Origin of the sequence: Kitasatospora sp. NPDC004799 (assembly GCF_040609095.1) — a bacterium.
Taxonomy (GTDB): Bacteria; Actinomycetota; Actinomycetes; order Streptomycetales; family Streptomycetaceae; genus Kitasatospora.
In genome coordinates this window covers 15,608-34,675 of record NZ_JBEXJK010000005.1, presented here as the reverse complement: position 1 = coordinate 34,675, position 19,068 = coordinate 15,608, and the positions used below count along the sequence as shown (strand labels likewise).

The window sequence follows — 19,068 nt, the reverse complement described above, 5'->3', positions numbered from 1 at the left end:
CCGGGGCTACATCCCCGCGATCAGCTTCTCCACCCGCTCGTCCACCGAGCGGAACGGGTCCTTGCACAGCACCGTGCGCTGCGCCTGGTCGTTCAGCTTCAGGTGCACCCAGTCCACCGTGAAGTCCCGGCGCTGCTCCTGCGCCCGGCGGATGAAGTCCCCGCGCAGCCGGGCCCGGGTGGTCTGCGGCGGGATCGACTTGGCCTCGAAAGTCTTGAGGTCGGTGGTCACCCGCTGCGCCTGGCCCTTGTTCTGGAGCAGGTAGAACAGGCCGCGGCGGCGGTGGATGTCGTGGTACGCGAGGTCGATCTGGGCCACCCGCGGGTTGGACATGCTCATCTGGTGCTTCTCGCGGTAGCGCTCGATGAGCTTGTACTTCATGATCCAGTCGATCTCCTGGGCCACCCCGTCCAGCCGCTCGGTGCGGACGGCCTCCAGGGTGCGGCCCCAGAGGTCGAGCACCCGGCCGACGGTGCCGGTGTTGATGCCCTTGCGGTCCGCGAACTCCAGGGCCTTGGTGTAGTACTCCTCCTGGATGTCCAGCGCGCTGGCCTCCCGGCCGTTGGCGAGCCGCACCTGGTGGGTGCCGGTGAGGTCGTGGCTCACCTCGCGGATCGCCCGGATCGGGTTCTCCAGGGTGAGGTCGCGCATCACCACGCCGGCCTCGATCAGCCGCAGCACCAGGTCGGCCGAGCCGACCTTGAGCAGCGTCGTGGTCTCGGACATGTTGGAGTCGCCGACGATCACGTGCAGCCGGCGGTACCGCTCGGCGTCCGAGTGCGGCTCGTCCCGGGTGTTGATGATCGGGCGCGAGCGGGTGGTGGCGGAGCTGACGCCCTCCCAGATGTGCTCGGCCCGCTGGCTGACGCAGTACACCGCGCCGCGCGGGGTCTGCAGCACCTTGCCCGCGCCGCAGATCAGCTGCCGGGTGACCAGGAACGGGATCAGCACGTCGGCCAGCCGGGAGAACTCGCCGTGCCGGGCCACCAGGTAGTTCTCGTGGCAGCCGTAGGAGTTTCCGGCCGAGTCGGTGTTGTTCTTGAAGAGGTAGACGTCCCCCGCGATGCCCTCCTCGTGCAGCCGCCGCTCGGCGTCCACCAGGAGCCCTTCGAGGATGCGCTCGCCGGCCTTGTCGTGCGTCACCAGTTCGACGACGTCGTCGCACTCCGGGGTGGCGTACTCGGGGTGGGAGCCGACGTCGAGGTAGAGGCGGGCGCCGTTGCGCAGGAAGACGTTGCTGCTGCGGCCCCAGGAGACGACCCGGCGGAACAGGTACCGCGCCACCTCGTCCGGCGACAGCCGTCGCTGCCCGCGGAACGTGCAGGTCACGCCGTACTCGTTCTCCAGCCCGAAAATCCGGCGGTCCATGAGCACTCCATTCTCTGTCGGAGCTGTCCGAAACCGCCTCCACGACGACTGGGCCGCCGCAGGGGCACCGGGGTCCCGCACGACGGCGGCAGGGCCGCCGTACGGGACTCCGCAGGCACTGCTACACCGGCGTACCGTCCGCCGGGTTGTCCTCGTCGTCCGCCTCGGCGGACTGGTCCCCGTCGAGCAGCCGGCCCAGCTGGTTGCCCAGGATCCGCTTGAACTTGCGCTGCTGGAACCGCTGGCGGTCGAGGACCGCCACCTCCAGCTGCTCCGGCGTGAGGCTGCGCGGGCTGCCGCCGTTGGGGTCGCGGGCGAGCGAGTCCACCGCGACCTTCACCGCCTCGGTGAGGCTCAGGCCGGCCCGGTGGCGCTGGCCCAGGTAGTTGCCGATGGAGTCGGCGTTGCCGCCGACCACGACGTAGTTCTTCTCGTCCACGACCGAGCCGTCCGGCGTGAGCCGGTAGATCTGGTCGTTGTCGGCCGTGCGGCCGACCTCGGCCACGATCAGCTCGACCTCGTACGGCTTCTCGCCGACCGAGGAGAAGATGGTGCCCAGGGTCTGGGCGTACACGTTGGCCAGGCCCCGGGCCGTGACGTCGGCCCGGTCGTAGGAGTAGCCGCGCAGGTCGGCGTAGCGGACGCCGCCGATGCGCAGGTTCTCGAACTCGTTGTAGCGGCCGACCGCCGCGAAGGCGATCTTGTCGTAGATCTCGGAGACCTTGTGGAGCGCCCTGGAGGTGTTCTCCGCGACGAAGACGATGCCGTCGGCGTAGGTGAGCACGACCACGCTGCGGCCGCGCGCGATGCCCTTGCGGGCGTACTCCGCGCGGTCCGCCATGGCCTGCTGGGGCGAGACGTAGAACGGTGTCGACACCGGCGGTCGTCCCTTTCGTGAGGTGGTGGCTAGATCAGCGGGGCCTGCGGGCCGTTGGGCCGGGTCAGGCGCTCGTCGGTGATGGCCACGGCGACCTCCGTGACCTCCGCCTCGGTGAGCCGGCGGAAGCCGTCCTCGGTGATCAGCGAGACGATCGGGAAGATCTTGCGGGCGAGGTCCGGGCCGCCGGTGGCGGAGTCGTCGTCCGCCGCGTCGTACAGCGCCTGGACGACCATGGTGACGGCCTGGTCGGCCGTCAGGTCCTCGCGGTAGAGCTTCTTCATCGAGCCGCGGGCGAAGACCGACCCCGAGCCGGTGGCGGTGAAGCCGCGCTCCTCGGAGCGCCCGCCGGTGACGTCGTAGTTGAAGATCCGGCCGCGGCCGAGGTCCAGGTCGTAGCCGGCGAACAGCGGCACCACCGCGAGGCCCTGCATCGCCATGCCCAGGTTGCCCCGGATCATGGTGGTGAGCCGGTTCGCCTTGCCCTCCAGGGAGAGCGTGGTGCCCTCGATCTTCTCGTAGTGCTCCAGCTCCAGCTGGAACAGCCGGACCATCTCGATCGCGAGGCCCGCGGTGCCGGCCACGCCGACCGCGCTGAACTCGTCGGCCGGGAAGACCTTCTCCATGTCGCGCTGGGCGATCACGTTGCCCATGGTCGCCCGGCGGTCACCCGCGATCACCACGCCGCCGTCGAAGACCGCGGCCACGATCGTGGTCCCGTGCGGGGCCTCGACCACGGCCCCCTCGGGGAGCCCGCGGTGGCCGGGGACCAGCTCCGGCCGGTGCTCGGCGAGGAAGTCGATGAACGAGGACGACCCCGGGGTCAGGAAGGCAGCCGGTAGACGCCCGGTGCCACGAGTGTTGGCTTCCACACGATTCCTTCCAGGTAGCTTGAAGCGCGCGCTGCCCGCACCCTACCCGCCCGACGATCACTGTCCACGGGTGGAGGTGCCGGTGCCGGACGGCCGGGCGGTGCTCGCCGCCCGGCCGCCCAGGACGGTCGCGACCGTGAATTCGGAATTCCGCTGCCGGACTACTGCCCGCCCTTCTGGACGAATCCGCGCACGAAATCCTCGGCATTCGACTCGAGGACCTCGTCGATTTCGTCTAGCACCGCGTCGACGTCGTCGCTCAGCTTTTCCTGGCGCTCCTTGAGGTCCTCGGAATTCTGGCTTTCCGCGGCCTGCTCCTCGACCTCCTCGGAGGAACGGTTCGCCCGCTGCTGGCCGCCGCCGGTGTCCTTGCCCGCCATTTCCCTCACCCCGCTCGATTCGTCTGGCACGGTTGGGTCGCTGCTTGCTGCACCGACCCTATACACAAGGTGCGACTGCCGCTCCCGGTTTGCCGGTGGCGCTTCCTGTCCAACACCCGCTGCCACCCCGGATGATTCCCATTCGGCGGACGTTCACCCATGGTGATCGAAAAGTTACCCGCCGGACAGCACCCGGAGCAGGTCCTCGGCCGTGCGGCAGCGGTCCAGCAGCTCCTTGACGTGGTTGCGGGTGCCGCGCAGCGGTTCCAGGGTGGGCACCCGCTGCAGCGAGTCCCGGCCCGGCAGGTCGAAGATCACCGAGTCCCAGGAGGCCGCCGCGACGTGCTCCGCGTACTGCTCCAGGCAGCGCCCGCGGAAGTACGCCCGGGTGTCCTCCGGGGGCTTGGAGACGGCCCGCTCGACCTCCTCCTCGGTGAGCAGCCGCTCGAACCGCCCGCGGGCCACCAGACGGTTGTAGAGGCCCTTCTCGGGCCGGACGTCGCTGTACTGGAGGTCGACCAGGTGCAGCCGCGGGTTGTCCCACTGCAGGGCGTCCCGGCTGCGGTAGCCCTCCAGGATCTCCCGCTTGGCGACCCAGTCCAGCTGGCGGGAGAGCGACATCGGGTCGCGCTCCAGCCGGCCCAGGACGTCCTCCCAGCGCGCCAGCACGTCCACGGTCTGCTCGTCCGCGTCGGTGCCGAAGCGGTCCTCGACGTACTTGCGGGCCAGTTCGAAGTACTCCAGCTGCAGCTGGACGGCGGTGAGCCGGCGCCCGTTCCGCAGGGTGATCAGGTGCTTGAGGGTCGGGTCGTGGGAGACCCGGTGCAGGGTGCGCACCGGCTGGTCGACGGCCAGGTCGGCGGCGATGAACGAGTCCTCGATCATCGACAGGACCAGCGCGGTGGTGCCCAGCTTGAGGTAGGTGGAGATCTCGGAGAGGTTCGCGTCCCCGATGATCACGTGCAGCCGGCGGTACTTCTCGGCGTCCGCGTGCGGCTCGTCCCGGGTGTTGATGATCGGGCGCTTGAGCGTCGTCTCCAGGCCGACCTCGACCTCGAAGTAGTCCGCCCGCTGGCTGAGCTGGAAGCCGTGCGCCGAGCCGTCCTGGCCGATGCCGACCCGGCCGGCGCCGGTGACCACCTGGCGGGAGACGAAGAACGGGGTGAGGTGGCGGACGATGTCGGCGAACGGTGTCGCCCGCTTCATCAGGTAGTTCTCGTGGGTGCCGTAGGAGGCGCCCTTGTTGTCGGTGTTGTTCTTGTAGAGGTGGATGTTCTGCCCGTTGGGCAGCTCCAGCGCGCGCTGCGCGGCGGCCGCCATGATCCGCTCGCCGGCCTTGTCCCAGAGCACGGCGTCGCGCGGGTTGGTCACCTCGGGCGAGCTGTACTCGGGGTGCGCGTGGTCCACGTAGAACCGGGCCCCGTTGGTGAGGATGACGTTGGCGAGGCCGATGTCCTCGTCGGTCAGCTGGCTGGCGTCCGCGACCTCGCGGGCCAGGTCGAACCCCCGTGCGTCGCGCAGCGGATTCTCCTCCTCGAAGTCCCAGCGGGCCCGCCGTGCCCGGTGCATCGCCGCCGCGTACGCGTTGACGATCTGGGACGAGGTGAGCATGGCGTTGGCGTTGGGGTGCCCGGGCACGGAGATCCCGTACTCGGTCTCGATGCCCATCACGCGCCGTACGGTCATGCGGCCCTCCTTGCCCGGTGCACCGCCCCCGACGGGCGGAGCACGCTGACGTACCGCCGAACAAACACCGACGCCGGGCCTCTGCCCGCGCACGGTGGGTCGAGCCTAGAACCCGGCGCCGAGCGGCGGGCCCGGAGACGCGCCGTCCGGCTGCGGGGCCGCGAGGCGCCACAGCCGGACGGTGTGCGTACAGCTCCGGGGACCGCTGCCGGCCCGGACAACCGCGTGCGTTACAGGTACTGCCCCGTGTTGGCGACAGTGTCGATGGAGCGGCCGGACTCGGCGCCCTGCTTGCCGGTGACCAGCGTGCGGATGAAGACGATCCGCTCGCCCTTCTTGCCGGAGATGCGGGCCCAGTCGTCCGGGTTGGTGGTGTTCGGGAGGTCCTCGTTCTCCTTGAACTCGTCCACGCAGGCGGCGAGCAGGTGGGAGACGCGCAGACCGCGCTGACCGTGGTCGAGGAAGTCCTTGATGGCCATCTTCTTCGCCCGGTCGACGATGTTCTGGATCATCGCGCCGGAGTTGAAGTCCTTGAAGTACAGGACCTCCTTGTCACCGTTGGCGTAGGTGACCTCCAGGAAGCGGTTCTCCTCGGTCTCGGAGTACATCCGCTCCACCACCGACTGGATCATCGCGGCCACCGTGGCCTCGACGGAGCCGTCGTGCTCCTTGAGGTCGTCCGGGTGGAACGGCAGCGAGTCCTTGAGGTACTTGGAGAAGATGTCCTTCGCGGCCTCGGCGTCCGGGCGCTCGATCTTGATCTTGACGTCCAGGCGGCCGGGCCGCAGGATCGCCGGGTCGATCATGTCCTCGCGGTTCGAGGCGCCGATGACGATGACGTTCTCCAGGCCCTCCACGCCGTCGATCTCGGCGAGCAGCTGCGGGACGATGGTGTTCTCCACGTCCGAGCTGACGCCGGAGCCGCGGGTGCGGAACAGCGACTCCATCTCGTCGAAGAAGACGATGACGGGCGTGCCCTCGCCCGCCTTCTCCCGGGCCCGCTGGAAGACCAGGCGGATCTGCCGCTCGGTCTCGCCGACGTACTTGTTGAGCAGCTCGGGGCCCTTGATGTTGAGGAAGTAGCTCTTCCCCTGGGGGCGGCCGGTGACCTCGGCGACCTTCTTGGCCAGCGAGTTGGCGACCGCCTTGGCGATCAGCGTCTTGCCGCAGCCGGGCGGGCCGTAGAGCAGCACGCCCTTGGGCGGGCGCAGCTCGTACTCCTTGAAGAGGTCGGCGTGCAGGTACGGCAGCTCGACCGCGTCGCGGATCAGCTCGATCTGGTTGCTCAGGCCGCCGATCTGGCGGTAGTCGATGTCCGGGACCTCCTCGAGGACCAGCTCCTCGACCTCGGACTTCGGCACGACCTCGAACACGTAGCCGGAGCGGGGCTCCAGCAGCAGGGCGTCCCCCGCCCGGATGGTCAGCCCGCGCAGCGGCTCGGCGAGGCGCACCACGCGCTCCTCGTCGGTGTGCCCCAGGACCAGGGCGCGCTCGCCGTCCTCCAGGACCTCCTTGAGGGTGACGATCTCGCCGATGTTCTCGAAGGCCATCGCGTCCACGATGTTGAGGGCCTCGTTGAGCATCACTTCCTGGCCGCGCCGCAGCTCGTCCAGGGCGACGCCGGGGCTGACGTTCACACGGAGCTTGCGCCCGCCGGTGAAGATGTCCGCGGTGCCGTCCTCGTTCGCGTCGAGGAAGGTGCCGAAGCCGGCCGGGGGCTGTGCCAGTCGGTCCACTTCCTCCTTGAGGGCCACGATCTGGTCGCGGGCCTCGCGCAGGGTGGAGGCGAGCCGGTCGTTCTGGGCGGTCACGCCCGCCAGGTTGGTCTGGAGCTCGACGATCCGCTCTTCGAGGATCCTCGAATTGCGCGGCGAGTCGGCGAGCTTGCGGCGCAACACGGCGATTTCCTGCTCAAGGTACGAGACCTGAGCGGCCTCGTCGGAACCACGAGCGGGCCTGCCGGTGCTGCGGTTGTAGTCGTCATCGTGGGCTGCCACGGTCCTCACCTCCTCCGGGGAGCTGGACGCTTCCAGACCCTACCTGGGACCAGGGGTCCGTAAACCCCTAGATCAAGAAAGATGGAACGGGCGTGTCCGATCTTCGCCCCAGCGTGCTTCCCCTCTGCTAAGGGGATACCCACCGCGCACCGCCCAAAGCGGGCCAGATGTATCGTCGGGCGAAGCGATATCCGATCGCGACCACAAGTCTGGGTCCGATCGTTGTACGAATGGCGGGATTGCTCCAGGAATAGGGGCGACCCGGGACAGAAACGGCAGGGGACCATGTCGGTGACCGAGCAGACGGCGGCAGCGGCCGAGGCGCTGGAGGTGTGGATCGACCAGGATCTCTGCACCGGCGACGGCATCTGTGCGCAGTACGCACCCGAGGTCTTCGAGCTCGACATCGACGGGCTGGCCTACGTGAAGGGGCCGGACGACGAGCTGCGCCAGCAGCCCGGGGAGACCGCCCCGGTGCCGCTGACGCTCCTTCAGGACGTGGTGGACTCGGCGAAGGAGTGCCCCGGCGACTGCATCCACGTGCGCCGGGTCGCCGACCGGGTCGAGGTGTACGGGCCGGACGCGGAGTAGCCCGCCCGAGCCGAAGGCGCGAGTGGCGTCACACGGCGGAGACCGGGGTGGCGGTCTGGGAGCGGTCCCAGCCGCCGCCCTTGCGCGTCCAGGTGAGGTCCAGTGAGACGTCGGGCCGGAACCGCGGCACGTCCTCGCTCGAATACCCCTGCGCGTGGCCGGTGATGGCGCCGTCCGACCGCACGGCGATCCGGCTCACCGTGAGGTTCTCGCGCTCGGCGAGCAGGGTGGCCACCACCTCCGGGCGCTCGCCCGGGCCGAAGCCGAGCAGGAAGACGGCGTCCGGCGGGGTGCCGGTGTCGGTGGCGCAGTGCGCGGCGACCACCGTGCCGGGGCGGCCGTCGCCGAGCCGGGCGGGCACGCTGAGCGCCGTCTTCACCGGGAACGGGCCGCAGTCGAGCGGGAGTTGGGCCCGGGAGGGGTCGGGGGCGGAGCCCGCGGCGAGCGCCCGGGGGGTGCCGCGCACGGGCGCCGGGGTGCCGGTGGCCGGGGAGGCGGCGAGCGCGGCCCCCACCACCGCCGCGCAGCCGGCCAGGGCGACGGCCCAGTGCCAGGGGGCGGTGCGCGCGTGCCCGGGCCCGGAGCGGCCCCGCGGTGTCCGTTGTCCCGCCGTCGCCGTCGTCGTCCCGACCGCGCTCTCCACCAGGCGTCCCCTCCAGAGCTCCCCGAGCCAAGGCTGAGCGAGCATCGTCCCACACGGCGTTCGGCGGAACGCGGAAGGGGTGGTACGAGCGGCGTTCGCTCGTACCACCCCTTCCCGGTGGTTCGGGGCTCAGCCCAGGTCGGGCTGGTCCTCGTCGGCGGACCGGGCGGCCTTGCGGGCGGCCGCGCGCTCCTGGAGGGTGGGCTCGGGCGCCCCGTTGTCGTAGTCCTCGCCGTACGCGCCCTTGGCCGGGCGGCGGCGGCGCAGCGGCGGTTCCACGCCGTCCGCCAGGCGGCGGGCGGTGAGCAGGAAGCCGGTGTGGCCGATCATCCGGTGGTCCGGGCGGACGGCCAGGCCCTCCAGGTGCCAGGTGCGGACCATGGTCTCCCAGGCCTGCGGCTCGGTGAAGGTGCCGTGGTCGCGCAGCGCCTCGACGGTCTTCGACATCTGCGTGGTGGTGGCCACGTAGCAGCAGATGAGGCCGCCGGGGACGAGCGCCTTGGAGGCGACGTCCAGGCACTCCCAGGGCGCCAGCATGTCGAGGATGACGCGGTCGACGTCGGTCTCGACCAGGTTGTCCTGGAGGTCGCCGACGGTGAGCTTCCACGCCGGGTGCGGGCCGCCGAAGTAGCGCTCGACGTTCCCCTGGGCGATGTCGGCGAAGTCCTGCCGGCGCTCGTAGGAGGCCAGCATGCCGTGCTCGCCGACGGCGCGCAGCAGGTACGTGCTGAGCGCGCCCGAGCCGACACCGGCCTCGACCACGCGGGCGCCGGCGAAGATGTCGGCCATCGCGAGGATCTGCCCCGCGTCCTTGGGGTAGATCACGGCGGCGCCGCGCGGCATGGACAGGACGTAGTCGGGGAGCAGGGGGCGCAGCGCGAGGTACGGGACGTTCCCCGTGGTGCGCACGACCGTGCCCTCGGGAGCGCCGATCAGCTCGTCGTGCGGGAACGCACCCTTGTGGGTGTGGAACTGGTTCCCGGCCTGGAGCGTGAACGTGTAGTGGCGACCCTTGGGATCGGTCAGCTGGACCTGGTCCCCGACCTGGAAGGGCCCGCGTCGGCGGGCGGCACCGGTCGGTTCGGACATGCGGACAATCCTAAGGGAAGCGGAGCCTCCCGCCCTACCACCATGATCAGCGGCCGGTGACGGCGGCGGTCAGCCGCTGCTCGATGTCGCTGAGCGAGGCGACGCCGTACACCCGGCCGTCCGGCTCGACCACCAGGTACTCCCCCGCCGGGGTGGACTGGACGGCCCGCAGCAGGTCCTCGCCGCCGAGGTCGGCGCTCAGCCGCAGCCCGGGTTCGAGGTCCCGGGCGAGCGGGCCGACGGCCACCCAGGGGCGGCGGTGCTCGGGCACCGACCGGACGGCGGACTCCCGGACCAGGGCGATCGGCTCGCCCCGGCCGTCCACCACGATCACCGCGCCGGCCTGGGCCTCGCGGGCCCGGCGCAGCGCCTCGCCGAGCGGGGTGTCGGCGGTGACCTCGACGGCCCGCCGGGCCAGCTCGCGCAGCCGCAGGCCGGGCAGCACCTCCTTGAGCCGGGCGTTGCGCAGGCTGCCGGTGGCGCCGTTCCAGATGATCGCGGCGAGCACCGCGGCCAGCACCGCGTCCACCAGGGTGTCGGTGGTGGTGCGCTCGATCCCGCGGGCGGAGCTCAGCAGCGGCAGGCCGATCAGCACGGCGACGGCCAGCCCGCGGCCGACCCAGGCGGCGACCACCGTGCCGGTCATCGGCTTGCCGCTGACCGCCCAGACCACCGCGCGCAGCATCCGGCCGCCGTCCAGCGGCAGGCCGGGCAGCAGGTTGAAGGCGGCGACCACCAGGTTGGAGATCATCAGCCCGGTGAGCAGCACCCCGGGCACGGTGGACAGCTCCACCGCCCGCACCGCGAGGTAGAACACGCCGCCGAGCAGCAGCGAGAGCAGCGGGCCGACGAAGGCCAGCCAGAACTCCCGCCAGGGGCTCTCCGCCTCGTTCTCGATCTCGGAGACGCCGCCGAAGAACTGGAGCTGGATCCGCCGCACCCCGAGCTTGTAGCGCAGGGCGACCAGGGTGTGGGCGAGCTCGTGCACCAGGACGGACGCGTAGAAGGCGACCGCGAAGGAGAACGCGACCAGGTAGCGGGCGCCGCCGAGGTCGGGCAGCACCTCGCCCAGCTGTCCGCCGAACACCCACGTGATCAGCGCGGCGATGACGAACCAGGAAGGGGTGACGTAGACGGGCACCCCGAAGGGGCGGCCCATCAGGATGCCGCCGCGGCGCTCGGGCGGCCCGGCCGGACGCCCGTCGCCCGCCTGCGGTGGCCGGTCGGAGGGCTGCTGCCCCCTGCTGTCGCTCACCGTGATCCCTTCGGTCGTCTCCCCCGTCGTGCCCGATGCGCCCACGCTACGTGATCGCGGCCCCCGGGCGCTGCGCGGCCCTCCTTCCGCTTCCTACCCACTCACCGGCGGGTGTGGCAGCACCGTGGCAGCGGGATGACAGCAAAGGGCAATAGGGTCGTAGCCATGCAGCACACCGAGACCAGCAGTGCCGCCGCGCGCCCGGCGGCACCCCCGACCGGGCTCTCCCCGTCCCGAGCGGGGGACTTCCTCACCTGTCCCCTGCTGTACCGGCTGCGGGTGATCGACCGGCTGTCCGAGCCGCCGAGCTCGGCGGCGACCCGGGGCACGCTGGTGCACGCCGTGCTGGAGCGGCTGTTCGACAGCCCGGCGGCCGAGCGGACGCCGGAGCGGGCGCTGGGCCTGCTGCGCCCGCAGTGGGAGCGGCTGCTGGGCGAGCGCCCGGAGCTGGGCTCGCTGTTCCCGGAGGACCCGGACGGCGCGGCGCTCACCCGCTGGCTGGCGGACGCCGAGAAGCTGGTCGGCCAGTGGTTCCGGCTGGAGGACCCGACCCGGCTGCACCCGGTGGAGCGGGAGCTCTACGTGGAGACGGCGCTGGAGTCCGGGCTGCTGCTGCGCGGCTACATCGACCGGGTGGACGTCGCCCCGACCGGTGAGGTCCGGCTGGTGGACTACAAGACCGGCCGGGCGCCCTCGCGGGACTTCGAGGGCAAGGCGATGTTCCAGATGAAGTTCTACGCCCTGGTGGTGTGGCGCTGGAAGGGCGTGATCCCCAAGCGCCTCCAGCTGGTCTACCTCGGCGGCGGCGGGGACGTGGTCAGCTACGACCCGGACGAGGCGGACCTGCTCGCGGTGGAGCGCAAGCTCCAGGCGCTCTGGGAGCGGATCGGCCACGCGGTGGCCACCGGGGACTTCCCGGCCACCCGCAACCGCCTCTGCGACTGGTGCGACCACCAGGCCAGCTGCCCGGAGTTCGGCGGCACCCCGCCGCCGTACCCGCTGCCCGTGCTGGTGTGAGAATTCCCGGTGCACTCCCGCGGTGTTGGGGTGCGTGCATCGCAAGGCGGAGGAGGGAGACGATGCGGAGCATCGGCGACCGACGACAACGCCGCGAGGTGCGTGCCCCGGCGCCGCGGGCTAGCCGCGAATTCTCACACCAGCACATGGCCCGTACATCGGATGAACAGTGATCCCGACGGGGGATCCGATGAGCAAGGAGTCCTAGGTGACGATCCGAGTGCTGCTGGTCGACGACCAGCCGCTGCTGCGCACCGGTTTCCGGATGATCCTGGAGGCCGAGTCCGACCTCGTGGTGGTCGGCGAGGCCGGCGACGGCCAGCAGGCGCTGGACCAGGTGCGGGCGCTGCAGCCCGACGTGGTGCTGATGGACATCCGGATGCCCAGGATGGACGGCGTCGAGGCGACCCGCCGGATCGCCGGCCCGGGGCGGGACGGCCCGGCCAAGGTGCTGGTGCTGACCACCTTCGACCTGGACGAGTACGTGGTGGAGGCGCTGCGCGCGGGCGCCAGCGGCTTCCTGCTGAAGGACGTCCCGGCCGAGGAGCTGGTGCAGGCGATCCGGGTGGTCGCGGACGGCGCGGCGATGCTGGCGCCGAGCATCACCCGCCGGCTGCTGGACATGTACGCCACCAAGCTGCCCTCGGGCGACGAGGCGCCGCCGCAGGCGCTGAGCGCGCTGACCGAGCGCGAGCTGGAGGTGCTGAAGCTGGTGGCGCGCGGGCTGTCGAACGCGGAGATCGCGGCCGAGCTGTTCGTCAGCGAGACCACCGTGAAGACCCACGTGGGCCACGTGCTGACCAAGCTGCAGCTGCGCGACCGGGTCCAGGCGGCCGTGTACGCCTACGAGAGCGGGCTGGTGCGCCCGGGCACCCTGTAGCGGGCCGCGGCGGCCCCGCGGGGCCCCCGGAACGCGACGGCGGCCCGTCCGCTCCCCCGTACCGACGGGAGGAGCGGGCGGGCCGCCGTGCTGCGGGCGCTACTTGTTGGTGCGGCCGATCTCCCAGAAGCGGAAGTAGCCGGTGGTGTCGACGGTGGACTCGACGCCGGTGACGTACGAGCGGGCCGCGAAGAAGGACTTGTTCTGGTACAGCGGGATCAGCGGCACGTTCTCGGCCTCGATCTGCTGGATCTGCGCGTAGGTGGCGGCCGCGGCGCTGCGGTCGGTCTGCTTGAGGCCCTCCGGCACCAGCTTGCCGCTGATCCGCGGGTCGTCCCAACCGTGGTGGTACGCACCGCCGTTGACCAGCAGCGGGGCGAGGTAGTTGTCCGGGTCCGGGTAGTCGGCGAACCAACCGATGATGTACGCCTGGTACTTGCCCTCGGTCCAGCCCTTGCGGTACGAGTCCCAGTCCGCCTCCTGGGCCAGCGTCACCTGGAACAGGCCGCCGGTCTCCAGCTGCTTCTTCAGCGTCTCGGCCTCGTTGCTGCCGGCCCGCGAACGGGACCAGGTGAGGGTGAACTTGACCGGGGTCTGGATCTTGGCGTCGGCCAGGATCTTCTTGGCCTTGTTCACGTCCTGGTCGCCGTAGCGGTCGAAGAAGGCCGTGGTGTGGCCGGGCAGGCCGGCCGGGACCATGGAGTAGAGCGCCTGGACGGTGCGGGCGAAGACGTCGCGGGCCAGCGCCTTGCGGTCCATCATCTGGGCGACGGCCTGGCGGACCGCGACGTTGCTCATCAGCGGGTCCTTGGTGTTGAGGACCAGCGAACGGGTGTCGTTGCTGTCGCCCTCGGTCACCTGGAGGTCGGTCTTGCCGCCCTGCTGGTCGGAGCGGACCTGGGCGGCGGTGTTCGGCTCCAGGCTGTTGTCGGTGAGGTCGACCTCGCCCTTGTCCAGCGCGGCCTTCAGGTCCTCCGCCTTGTCGAAGTACCGCACGGTGAACTTGTTGTTCCGCAGCTTGGCCTCGCCGCCGTACTTGTCGTTCGCCGACAGCGCGACCTTGCCCAGCTGCTTGCCGCCGCCCAGGTTCTCGACGGCGTCGATCCGGTACGGGCCGGAACCTATCAGCTTGTCGTTGGGGACGATCTTGTCGGCGGGGTAGGCCTGGTGGTCCACGATGGCACCGGCCGGGCTGGCCAGCTTGGCCGGCAGGGTGGCGTCGGGCGCGGAGAGGTGGAAGAGCACCTCGGTGTCGCCCTTGGCCTCGACGGACTTGATCGAGTCGAGCAGTTCGACCGGGCCGTTCGGGTCGTTGATCTTCTTGGTGCGCTCGATCGAGAAGACCACGTCCTGGGCGGTCAGCGGGTGACCGTTGGAGAACTTGAGGCCGGGCTTCAGGGTGCAGTGGTACTCGGTGGCCTCGCCGCCGGTGAACTCGCAGGACTGCGCGGCGTCCGGGGAGGGCGCGCTGGCGGCGGCCTGGAAGGTGAGCAGCGACTGGAAGGTGTTGCGCAGCAGCAGCCAGGAGCCGGAGTCGTAGGCGGCCGCCGGGTCCAGGACACCGGTCAGCTGACTGGTGCCCATGGTGATCGACTTGCCGCCGTCCCCCTTGACCACGTCGGTCACCGATCCGCAGCCCGCCACCGACACGGCGACCAGGCCGGCGCAACCGAGTACTGCCAGGCGTTCAGCTGAAGTCTTCACGAGGCGCGTTCCTTCTGGGTGGCACGAACTGGAGTAGCGTGCCATATCGAACACGCACGACCGGTACCCGTGCAGATGACGTTTGGGACACGGTGGTTCGGGGCATCACGGCACGCCCGACGAGTTGTCGGCCAATGCCCGTTTTCTCCCCCGCCGACTCCGCTCCGGAGGCCCGCGAGGTCACCTACCGGCCGGTAAGGCCGGGTCGCAATGAGACGACAATCACACTCGCGAGGCGACCAGGGAGCGCAGCAGGTCGAGGTCGACCCGCTCCAGCGAGGGCAGCACCAGGCGCCCCGGAGCCGGCTCGATCGCCGCCACCGAGGGCACCGCGATCACCGGGCAGCCGGCCGCCTCGCCCGCCCGCACCCCGGTCGGGGTGTCCTCGATCACCACGCAGCGGCCCGGCTCCGCGCCCAGCCGGCGGGCCGCCTCCAGGTACGGGTCCGGGAACGGCTTGGTGCGCGGCACCTCGTCCCCGCCGATGGTGAAGGCGAAGTGGTGGGCGCCCAGCGAACGCAGCACGATGTCGATCACGTGCCGGTGCGAGGCGGACACCATGGCGGCCGGGATGCCGTGCGCGGCAAGGGTGTTGAGCAGCCGTTCGGCGCCCGGCATGAGCGGCACGCCGCCGGCCAGCAGGTCGACGAAGCGCTGGTTGACCAGCACGCCGAGGTCGGCCGGCGCGATGTCCGCCCCGGTCCGGGCGACCAGGTACTCCATCACCCGGTTCATCGGGCCGCCGACCACGTGGGCGCGGTCCGCCTCGTCCAGCTCGTGGCCCAGCTCGGCGAAGAGCGAGGCCTCGGCCTGCCACCAGAAGTCCTCGGTGTCCACCAGCGTCCCGTCCATGTCCAGCAGCACCGCCTGGAGCCCGCGGTCGTCCCCGTGGTCGAGGACGCGTGCGGCGGTGGGGCTGGTGGTCATGGCGGGGGTCCTTCCGGCAGGCCCGGGGCGTCCCGGGGAAGGCACGGGCCGGTCCGCAGGTGAGCGGACCGGCCCGTTCAGGATCATCAAGGATACGCCCGCTCCGCCCGGAAGGAGCGAACGCGGCACGAACCGGGCGTTACCGGGCGTTGAAGTACTTCGCCTCGGGGTGGTGGATCACGATCGCGTCGGTGGACTGCTCCGGGTGGAGCTGGAACTCCTCAGAGAGCACCACGCCGATCCGCTCCGGCTTCAGCAGCTCGGCGATCTTGGCCCGGTCCTCCAGCTCGGGGCAGGCCCCGTAGCCGAGCGAGAAGCGGGCGCCGCGGTACTTGAGCGCGAACATGTCCTTGACGTCCTGCGGGTCCTCGCCGGAGAAGCCCAGCTCGTAGCGGACCCGCGCGTGCCAGAACTCGGCCAGCGCCTCGGCCAGCTGGACCGAGAGGCCGTGCAGCTCCAGGTAGTCCCGGTAGGAGTTGCCGGCGAACAGCTCGTTGGCCGCCTCCGAGATCCGGTTGCCCATGGTGACCACCTGGAGGCCCACGACGTCCCGCACCCCGGACTCCTCCGGGCGGAAGAAGTCGGCCAGGCAGAGCCGGCGCCCGCGCCGCTGGCGCGGGAAGGTGAAGCGGGTGCGCTCGGTGCCGTCCTCGTGGAAGACGATCAGGTCGTCGCCCTTGGAGTTGGCCGGGTAGTAGCCGTAGACCACGGCGGCCTCCAGCCAGCCCTCGGTCTGCAGCCGGTCCAGCCAGGCCCGCAGCCGCGGCCGGCCCTCGGTCTCCACCAGTTCCTCGTACGAGGGGCCGTCGCCGGTGCGGGAGGCCTTCAGGCCCCACTGCCCCTTGAACAGCGCGTCCTCGTCCAGCCAGGAGGCGTAGTCGGCGAACGGGATGCCCTTGACGATCCGGTCGCCCCAGAACGGCGGGGTGGGCACGGCGTTGTCGACGGCGACGTCGGAGCGGATCTGGCCGAGGTTGACCTCGGGCTCCGGCTCCGCCACCTCGACCCGGGCGTGCCGGCGCTGCTTGAGCTCCGGCAGGGCGGCGCCGGGCACGCCGCGCTTGACCGCGATCAGCGCGTCCATCAGCCGCAGGCCCTCGAAGGCGTCCCGGGCGTAGCGGACCTCGCCCTCGTAGATCTCGTGCAGGTCCTGCTCGACGTAGGCCCGGGTGAGGGCCGCGCCGCCGAGGATCACCGGGTAGTCGGCGGCCAGCTTGCGCTGGTTCAGCTCCTCCAGGTTCTCCTTCATGATCACGGTGGACTTCACCAGCAGGCCGGACATCCCGATGACGTCCGCGTTGTGCTCCTGCGCGGCGTCCAGGATCGCCGAGACCGGCTGCTTGATGCCCAGGTTGACCACGTTGTAGCCGTTGTTGGACAGGATGATGTCGACCAGGTTCTTGCCGATGTCGTGGACGTCGCCCTTGACGGTGGCCAGCACGATGGTGCCCTTGCCCTCGCTGTCGGACTTCTCCATGTGCGGCTCCAGGTGGGCCACCGCGGTCTTCATCACCTCGGCGGACTGGAGCACGAACGGCAGCTGCATCTGGCCGGAGCCGAAGAGCTCGCCGACCACCTTCATGCCGGCCAGCAGGGTGTCGTTGATGATCTCCAGCGCCGGGCGCCCGGCCAGCGCCTCGTCCAGGTCGGCCTCCAGGCCGTTGCGCTCGCCGTCGATGATCCGGCGCTGGAGGCGCTCCTCCAGCGGCAGCGCGGCCAGCTCCTCGGCCTTGGACGCCTTGACCGAGGCGGCGGAGACGCCCTCGAACAGCTCCAGCAGGCGCTGCAGCGGGTCGTAGCCGTCCCGGCGGCGGTCGTAGACCAGGTCGAGCGCGGCCTCGCGCTGGTCCTCCGGGATCCGGGAGATCGGCAGGATCTTGGAGGCGTGCACGATCGCCGAGTCCAGGCCGGCCTCCACGCACTCGTGCAGGAAGACCGAGTTGAGCACCACGCGGGCGGCCGGGTTGAGGCCGAAGGAGATGTTGGACAGGCCCAGGGTGGTCTGCACGTCCGGGTGGCGGCGCTTGAGCTCGCGGATCGCCTCGATGGTCTCGATGCCGTCCCGGCGGGACTCCTCCTGGCCGGTGGCCAGGGTGAAGGTGAGGCAGTCGACCAGGATCGAGCCCTCGTCGATGCCGTAGTCGGCGGTGAGTTCGGCGATCAGCCGCTCGGCGATCTCCACCTTCTTCTCGGCGGTGCGGGCCTGGCCCTGCTCGTCGATGGTCAGCGCGATCAGGCCGGCGCCGTGCTCGCGGGCCAGCGAGGCGATCCGGCCGAAGCGCGAGTCGGGGGCGTTGCCGTCCTCGTAGTTGACCGAGTTGAGCACCGCGCGGCCGCCGAGCGCCTCCAGGCCGGCCTGCAGCACCGGCGGCTCGGTGGAGTCCAGCACGATCGGCAGGGTGGAGGCGGTGGCCAGCCGGCCGGCGATCTCCTTCATGTCGGCGACGCCGTCGCGGCCGACGTAGTCCACGCAGAGGTCCAGCAGGTGGGAGCCGTCCCGGATCTGGTCGCGGGCGATCTCCACGCAGGCCTGCCAGTCGCCGGCCAGCATCGACTCGCGGAACTTCTTGGAGCCGTTGGCGTTGGTGCGCTCGCCGATCGCCAGGTACGAGGTGTCCTGGCGGAACGGCACCGCCTGGTACAGCGAGGCCGCCGAGGGCTCGGGCCGCGGGTCGCGCGGGGCGATCGGACGGCCCTGGACCCGCTCGACCACCTGGCGCAGGTGCTCGGGGGTGGTGCCGCAGCAGCCGCCGACCAGCGAGAGGCCGTACTCGCGGGTGAACACGTCGTGGGCCTCGGCCAGTTCGGCCGGGGAGAGCGGGTAGTGGGCGCCGTCCTTGCCGAGCACCGGCAGGCCCGCGTTCGGCATGCAGGACAGCCCGATCCGGGCGTTCTTGGCCAGGTAGCGCAGGTGCTCGCTCATCTCGGCCGGGCCGGTGGCGCAGTTCAGGCCGATGTAGTCCACGCCCAGCGGCTCCAGCGCGGTGAGCGCGGCGCCGATCTCGGATCCGAGCAGCATGGTGCCGGTGGTCTCCACCGTGACCTGCACCAGCACCGGCAGGTCGAGGCCGGCCTCGGCCAGGGCCCGCTTGGAGCCCAGGATGGCGGCCTTGGTCTGCAGCAGGTCCTGGCTGGTCTCGACCAGCAGCGCGTCGGCGCCGCCGGCGATCAGGCCGGCCGCGTTCCGCTGGAAGCCGTCGCGCAGCGTCTCGTACGGGGCGTGGCCGAGGGTCGGCAGCTTGGTCCCGGGGCCGATCGAGCCGAGCACCCAGCGGGTGCGGCCGTCGGCGGCGTGGGCGTCGGCCACCTCGCGGGCGATCCGGGCGCCGGCCTCGGACAGCTCGAAGATCCGGTCGGAGATCTCGTACTCGCCGAGCGCGCTGAAGTTGGCGCCGAAGGTGTTGGTCTCCACGCAGTCCACGCCCACCCCGAAGTAGGCCTCGTGGACGGACCGGACGATGTCCGGGCGGGTGATGTTGAGGACCTCGTTGCAGCCTTCGAGGTTCTGGAAGTCCTCCAGCGTCGGGTCCTGCGCCTGGAGCATGGTGCCCATGGCACCGTCGGCGACCACCACCCGGGTAGCGAGCGCTTCACGCAGCGCGTTCGCGCGGCTCTGCTGGGTGACGGACGGGCTGGCTGCTGTGGCCATGGGGCTTCTCCCTGGTGCGACGGCTGTCGGCTTTGCACACCCGCTTGCTCGGGCACGCACGTGGCCAGCGTATCCGGCCCACCGGCCGGTCCGCCGGGCCATTCCGTATCCTGAGCGCTTCGATATCAGGGGG

At 71.0% G+C, this 19,068-nt stretch carries 15 protein-coding genes; 3 read left to right on the top strand and 12 right to left on the bottom strand.

Annotated elements, in window-relative coordinates; genetic code table 11:
• Nucleotides 1–6: 6 nt before the first annotated feature.
• From pafA to arc, 6 genes are all read right to left on the bottom strand, one after another.
• Nucleotides 7–1,368 (bottom strand): Pup--protein ligase, encoded by a 1,362-nt coding sequence (gene pafA, locus ABZW03_RS01455; protein ID WP_355250392.1) that lies wholly within the window; start codon nucleotides 1,366–1,368, stop codon nucleotides 7–9.
• Nucleotides 1,369–1,489: 121 nt separating this feature from the next.
• Nucleotides 1,490–2,245, bottom strand: a complete 756-nt coding sequence (prcA, locus tag ABZW03_RS01450; protein ID WP_316520345.1) for a proteasome subunit alpha — start codon at nucleotides 2,243–2,245, stop codon at nucleotides 1,490–1,492.
• A gap of 29 nt (nucleotides 2,246–2,274) precedes the next feature.
• Nucleotides 2,275–3,117, bottom strand: coding sequence for a proteasome subunit beta (gene prcB / locus ABZW03_RS01445; RefSeq protein WP_355250388.1), 843 nt, complete (start codon nucleotides 3,115–3,117; stop codon nucleotides 2,275–2,277).
• Nucleotides 3,118–3,278: 161 nt separating this feature from the next.
• Nucleotides 3,279–3,497, bottom strand: a complete 219-nt coding sequence (locus ABZW03_RS01440; RefSeq protein WP_355250385.1) for a ubiquitin-like protein Pup — start codon at nucleotides 3,495–3,497, stop codon at nucleotides 3,279–3,281.
• Between the two features lie 174 nt (nucleotides 3,498–3,671).
• The gene (gene dop / locus ABZW03_RS01435; RefSeq protein ID WP_355250382.1) at nucleotides 3,672–5,183 is read right to left on the bottom strand and encodes a depupylase/deamidase Dop; all 1,512 of its coding nucleotides are present in this window, start codon (nucleotides 5,181–5,183) and stop codon (nucleotides 3,672–3,674) included.
• Nucleotides 5,184–5,413: 230 nt separating this feature from the next.
• Nucleotides 5,414–7,180: a proteasome ATPase gene (gene arc, locus ABZW03_RS01430; protein WP_355250380.1), complete on the bottom strand. Its 1,767-nt coding sequence runs from the start codon at nucleotides 7,178–7,180 to the stop codon at nucleotides 5,414–5,416.
• A 285-nt stretch (nucleotides 7,181–7,465) separates the two neighbouring features.
• Here arc and ABZW03_RS01425 point away from each other — a divergent pair, with 285 nt between their 5' ends.
• The gene (locus tag ABZW03_RS01425; protein WP_355250377.1) at nucleotides 7,466–7,771 is read left to right on the top strand and encodes a ferredoxin; all 306 of its coding nucleotides are present in this window, start codon (nucleotides 7,466–7,468) and stop codon (nucleotides 7,769–7,771) included.
• A 28-nt stretch (nucleotides 7,772–7,799) separates the two neighbouring features.
• Here the strand turns inward: ABZW03_RS01425 and ABZW03_RS01420 are convergent, their stop codons facing one another.
• From ABZW03_RS01420 to ABZW03_RS01410, 3 genes are all read right to left on the bottom strand, one after another.
• A complete protein-coding gene (locus tag ABZW03_RS01420; protein WP_355250374.1) occupies nucleotides 7,800–8,414 on the bottom strand; it encodes a hypothetical protein in 615 nt (204 codons plus the stop codon).
• Between the two features lie 129 nt (nucleotides 8,415–8,543).
• Nucleotides 8,544–9,503, bottom strand: a complete 960-nt coding sequence (locus ABZW03_RS01415; RefSeq protein WP_355250371.1) for a tRNA (adenine-N1)-methyltransferase — start codon at nucleotides 9,501–9,503, stop codon at nucleotides 8,544–8,546.
• A 46-nt stretch (nucleotides 9,504–9,549) separates the two neighbouring features.
• A complete protein-coding gene (locus ABZW03_RS01410) occupies nucleotides 9,550–10,758 on the bottom strand; it encodes a site-2 protease family protein (protein ID WP_355250368.1) in 1,209 nt (402 codons plus the stop codon).
• A gap of 165 nt (nucleotides 10,759–10,923) precedes the next feature.
• Here ABZW03_RS01410 and ABZW03_RS01405 point away from each other — a divergent pair, with 165 nt between their 5' ends.
• On the top strand, nucleotides 10,924–11,775 hold the full coding sequence (locus tag ABZW03_RS01405) for a RecB family exonuclease (protein WP_355250365.1): 852 nt from the start codon (nucleotides 10,924–10,926) through the stop codon (nucleotides 11,773–11,775).
• Nucleotides 11,776–11,983: 208 nt separating this feature from the next.
• The gene (locus ABZW03_RS01400; protein WP_350523854.1) at nucleotides 11,984–12,655 is read left to right on the top strand and encodes a response regulator transcription factor; all 672 of its coding nucleotides are present in this window, start codon (nucleotides 11,984–11,986) and stop codon (nucleotides 12,653–12,655) included.
• A 99-nt stretch (nucleotides 12,656–12,754) separates the two neighbouring features.
• On the opposite strand, the gene ABZW03_RS01395 is transcribed toward ABZW03_RS01400, so the two are convergent.
• From ABZW03_RS01395 to metH, 3 genes are all read right to left on the bottom strand, one after another.
• The gene (locus ABZW03_RS01395) at nucleotides 12,755–14,359 is read right to left on the bottom strand and encodes an ABC transporter substrate-binding protein (RefSeq protein WP_355250361.1); all 1,605 of its coding nucleotides are present in this window, start codon (nucleotides 14,357–14,359) and stop codon (nucleotides 12,755–12,757) included.
• 222 nt (nucleotides 14,360–14,581) lie between these two features.
• On the bottom strand, nucleotides 14,582–15,286 hold the full coding sequence (locus ABZW03_RS01390; RefSeq protein ID WP_355250358.1) for an HAD family phosphatase: 705 nt from the start codon (nucleotides 15,284–15,286) through the stop codon (nucleotides 14,582–14,584).
• Nucleotides 15,287–15,425: 139 nt separating this feature from the next.
• Nucleotides 15,426–18,935 carry a methionine synthase gene (gene metH / locus ABZW03_RS01385; protein ID WP_355250355.1) on the bottom strand — a complete coding sequence of 1,170 codons (3,510 nt, stop codon included), beginning with the start codon at nucleotides 18,933–18,935 and terminating at the stop codon, nucleotides 15,426–15,428.
• Between the last annotated feature and the right edge of the window lie 133 nt (nucleotides 18,936–19,068).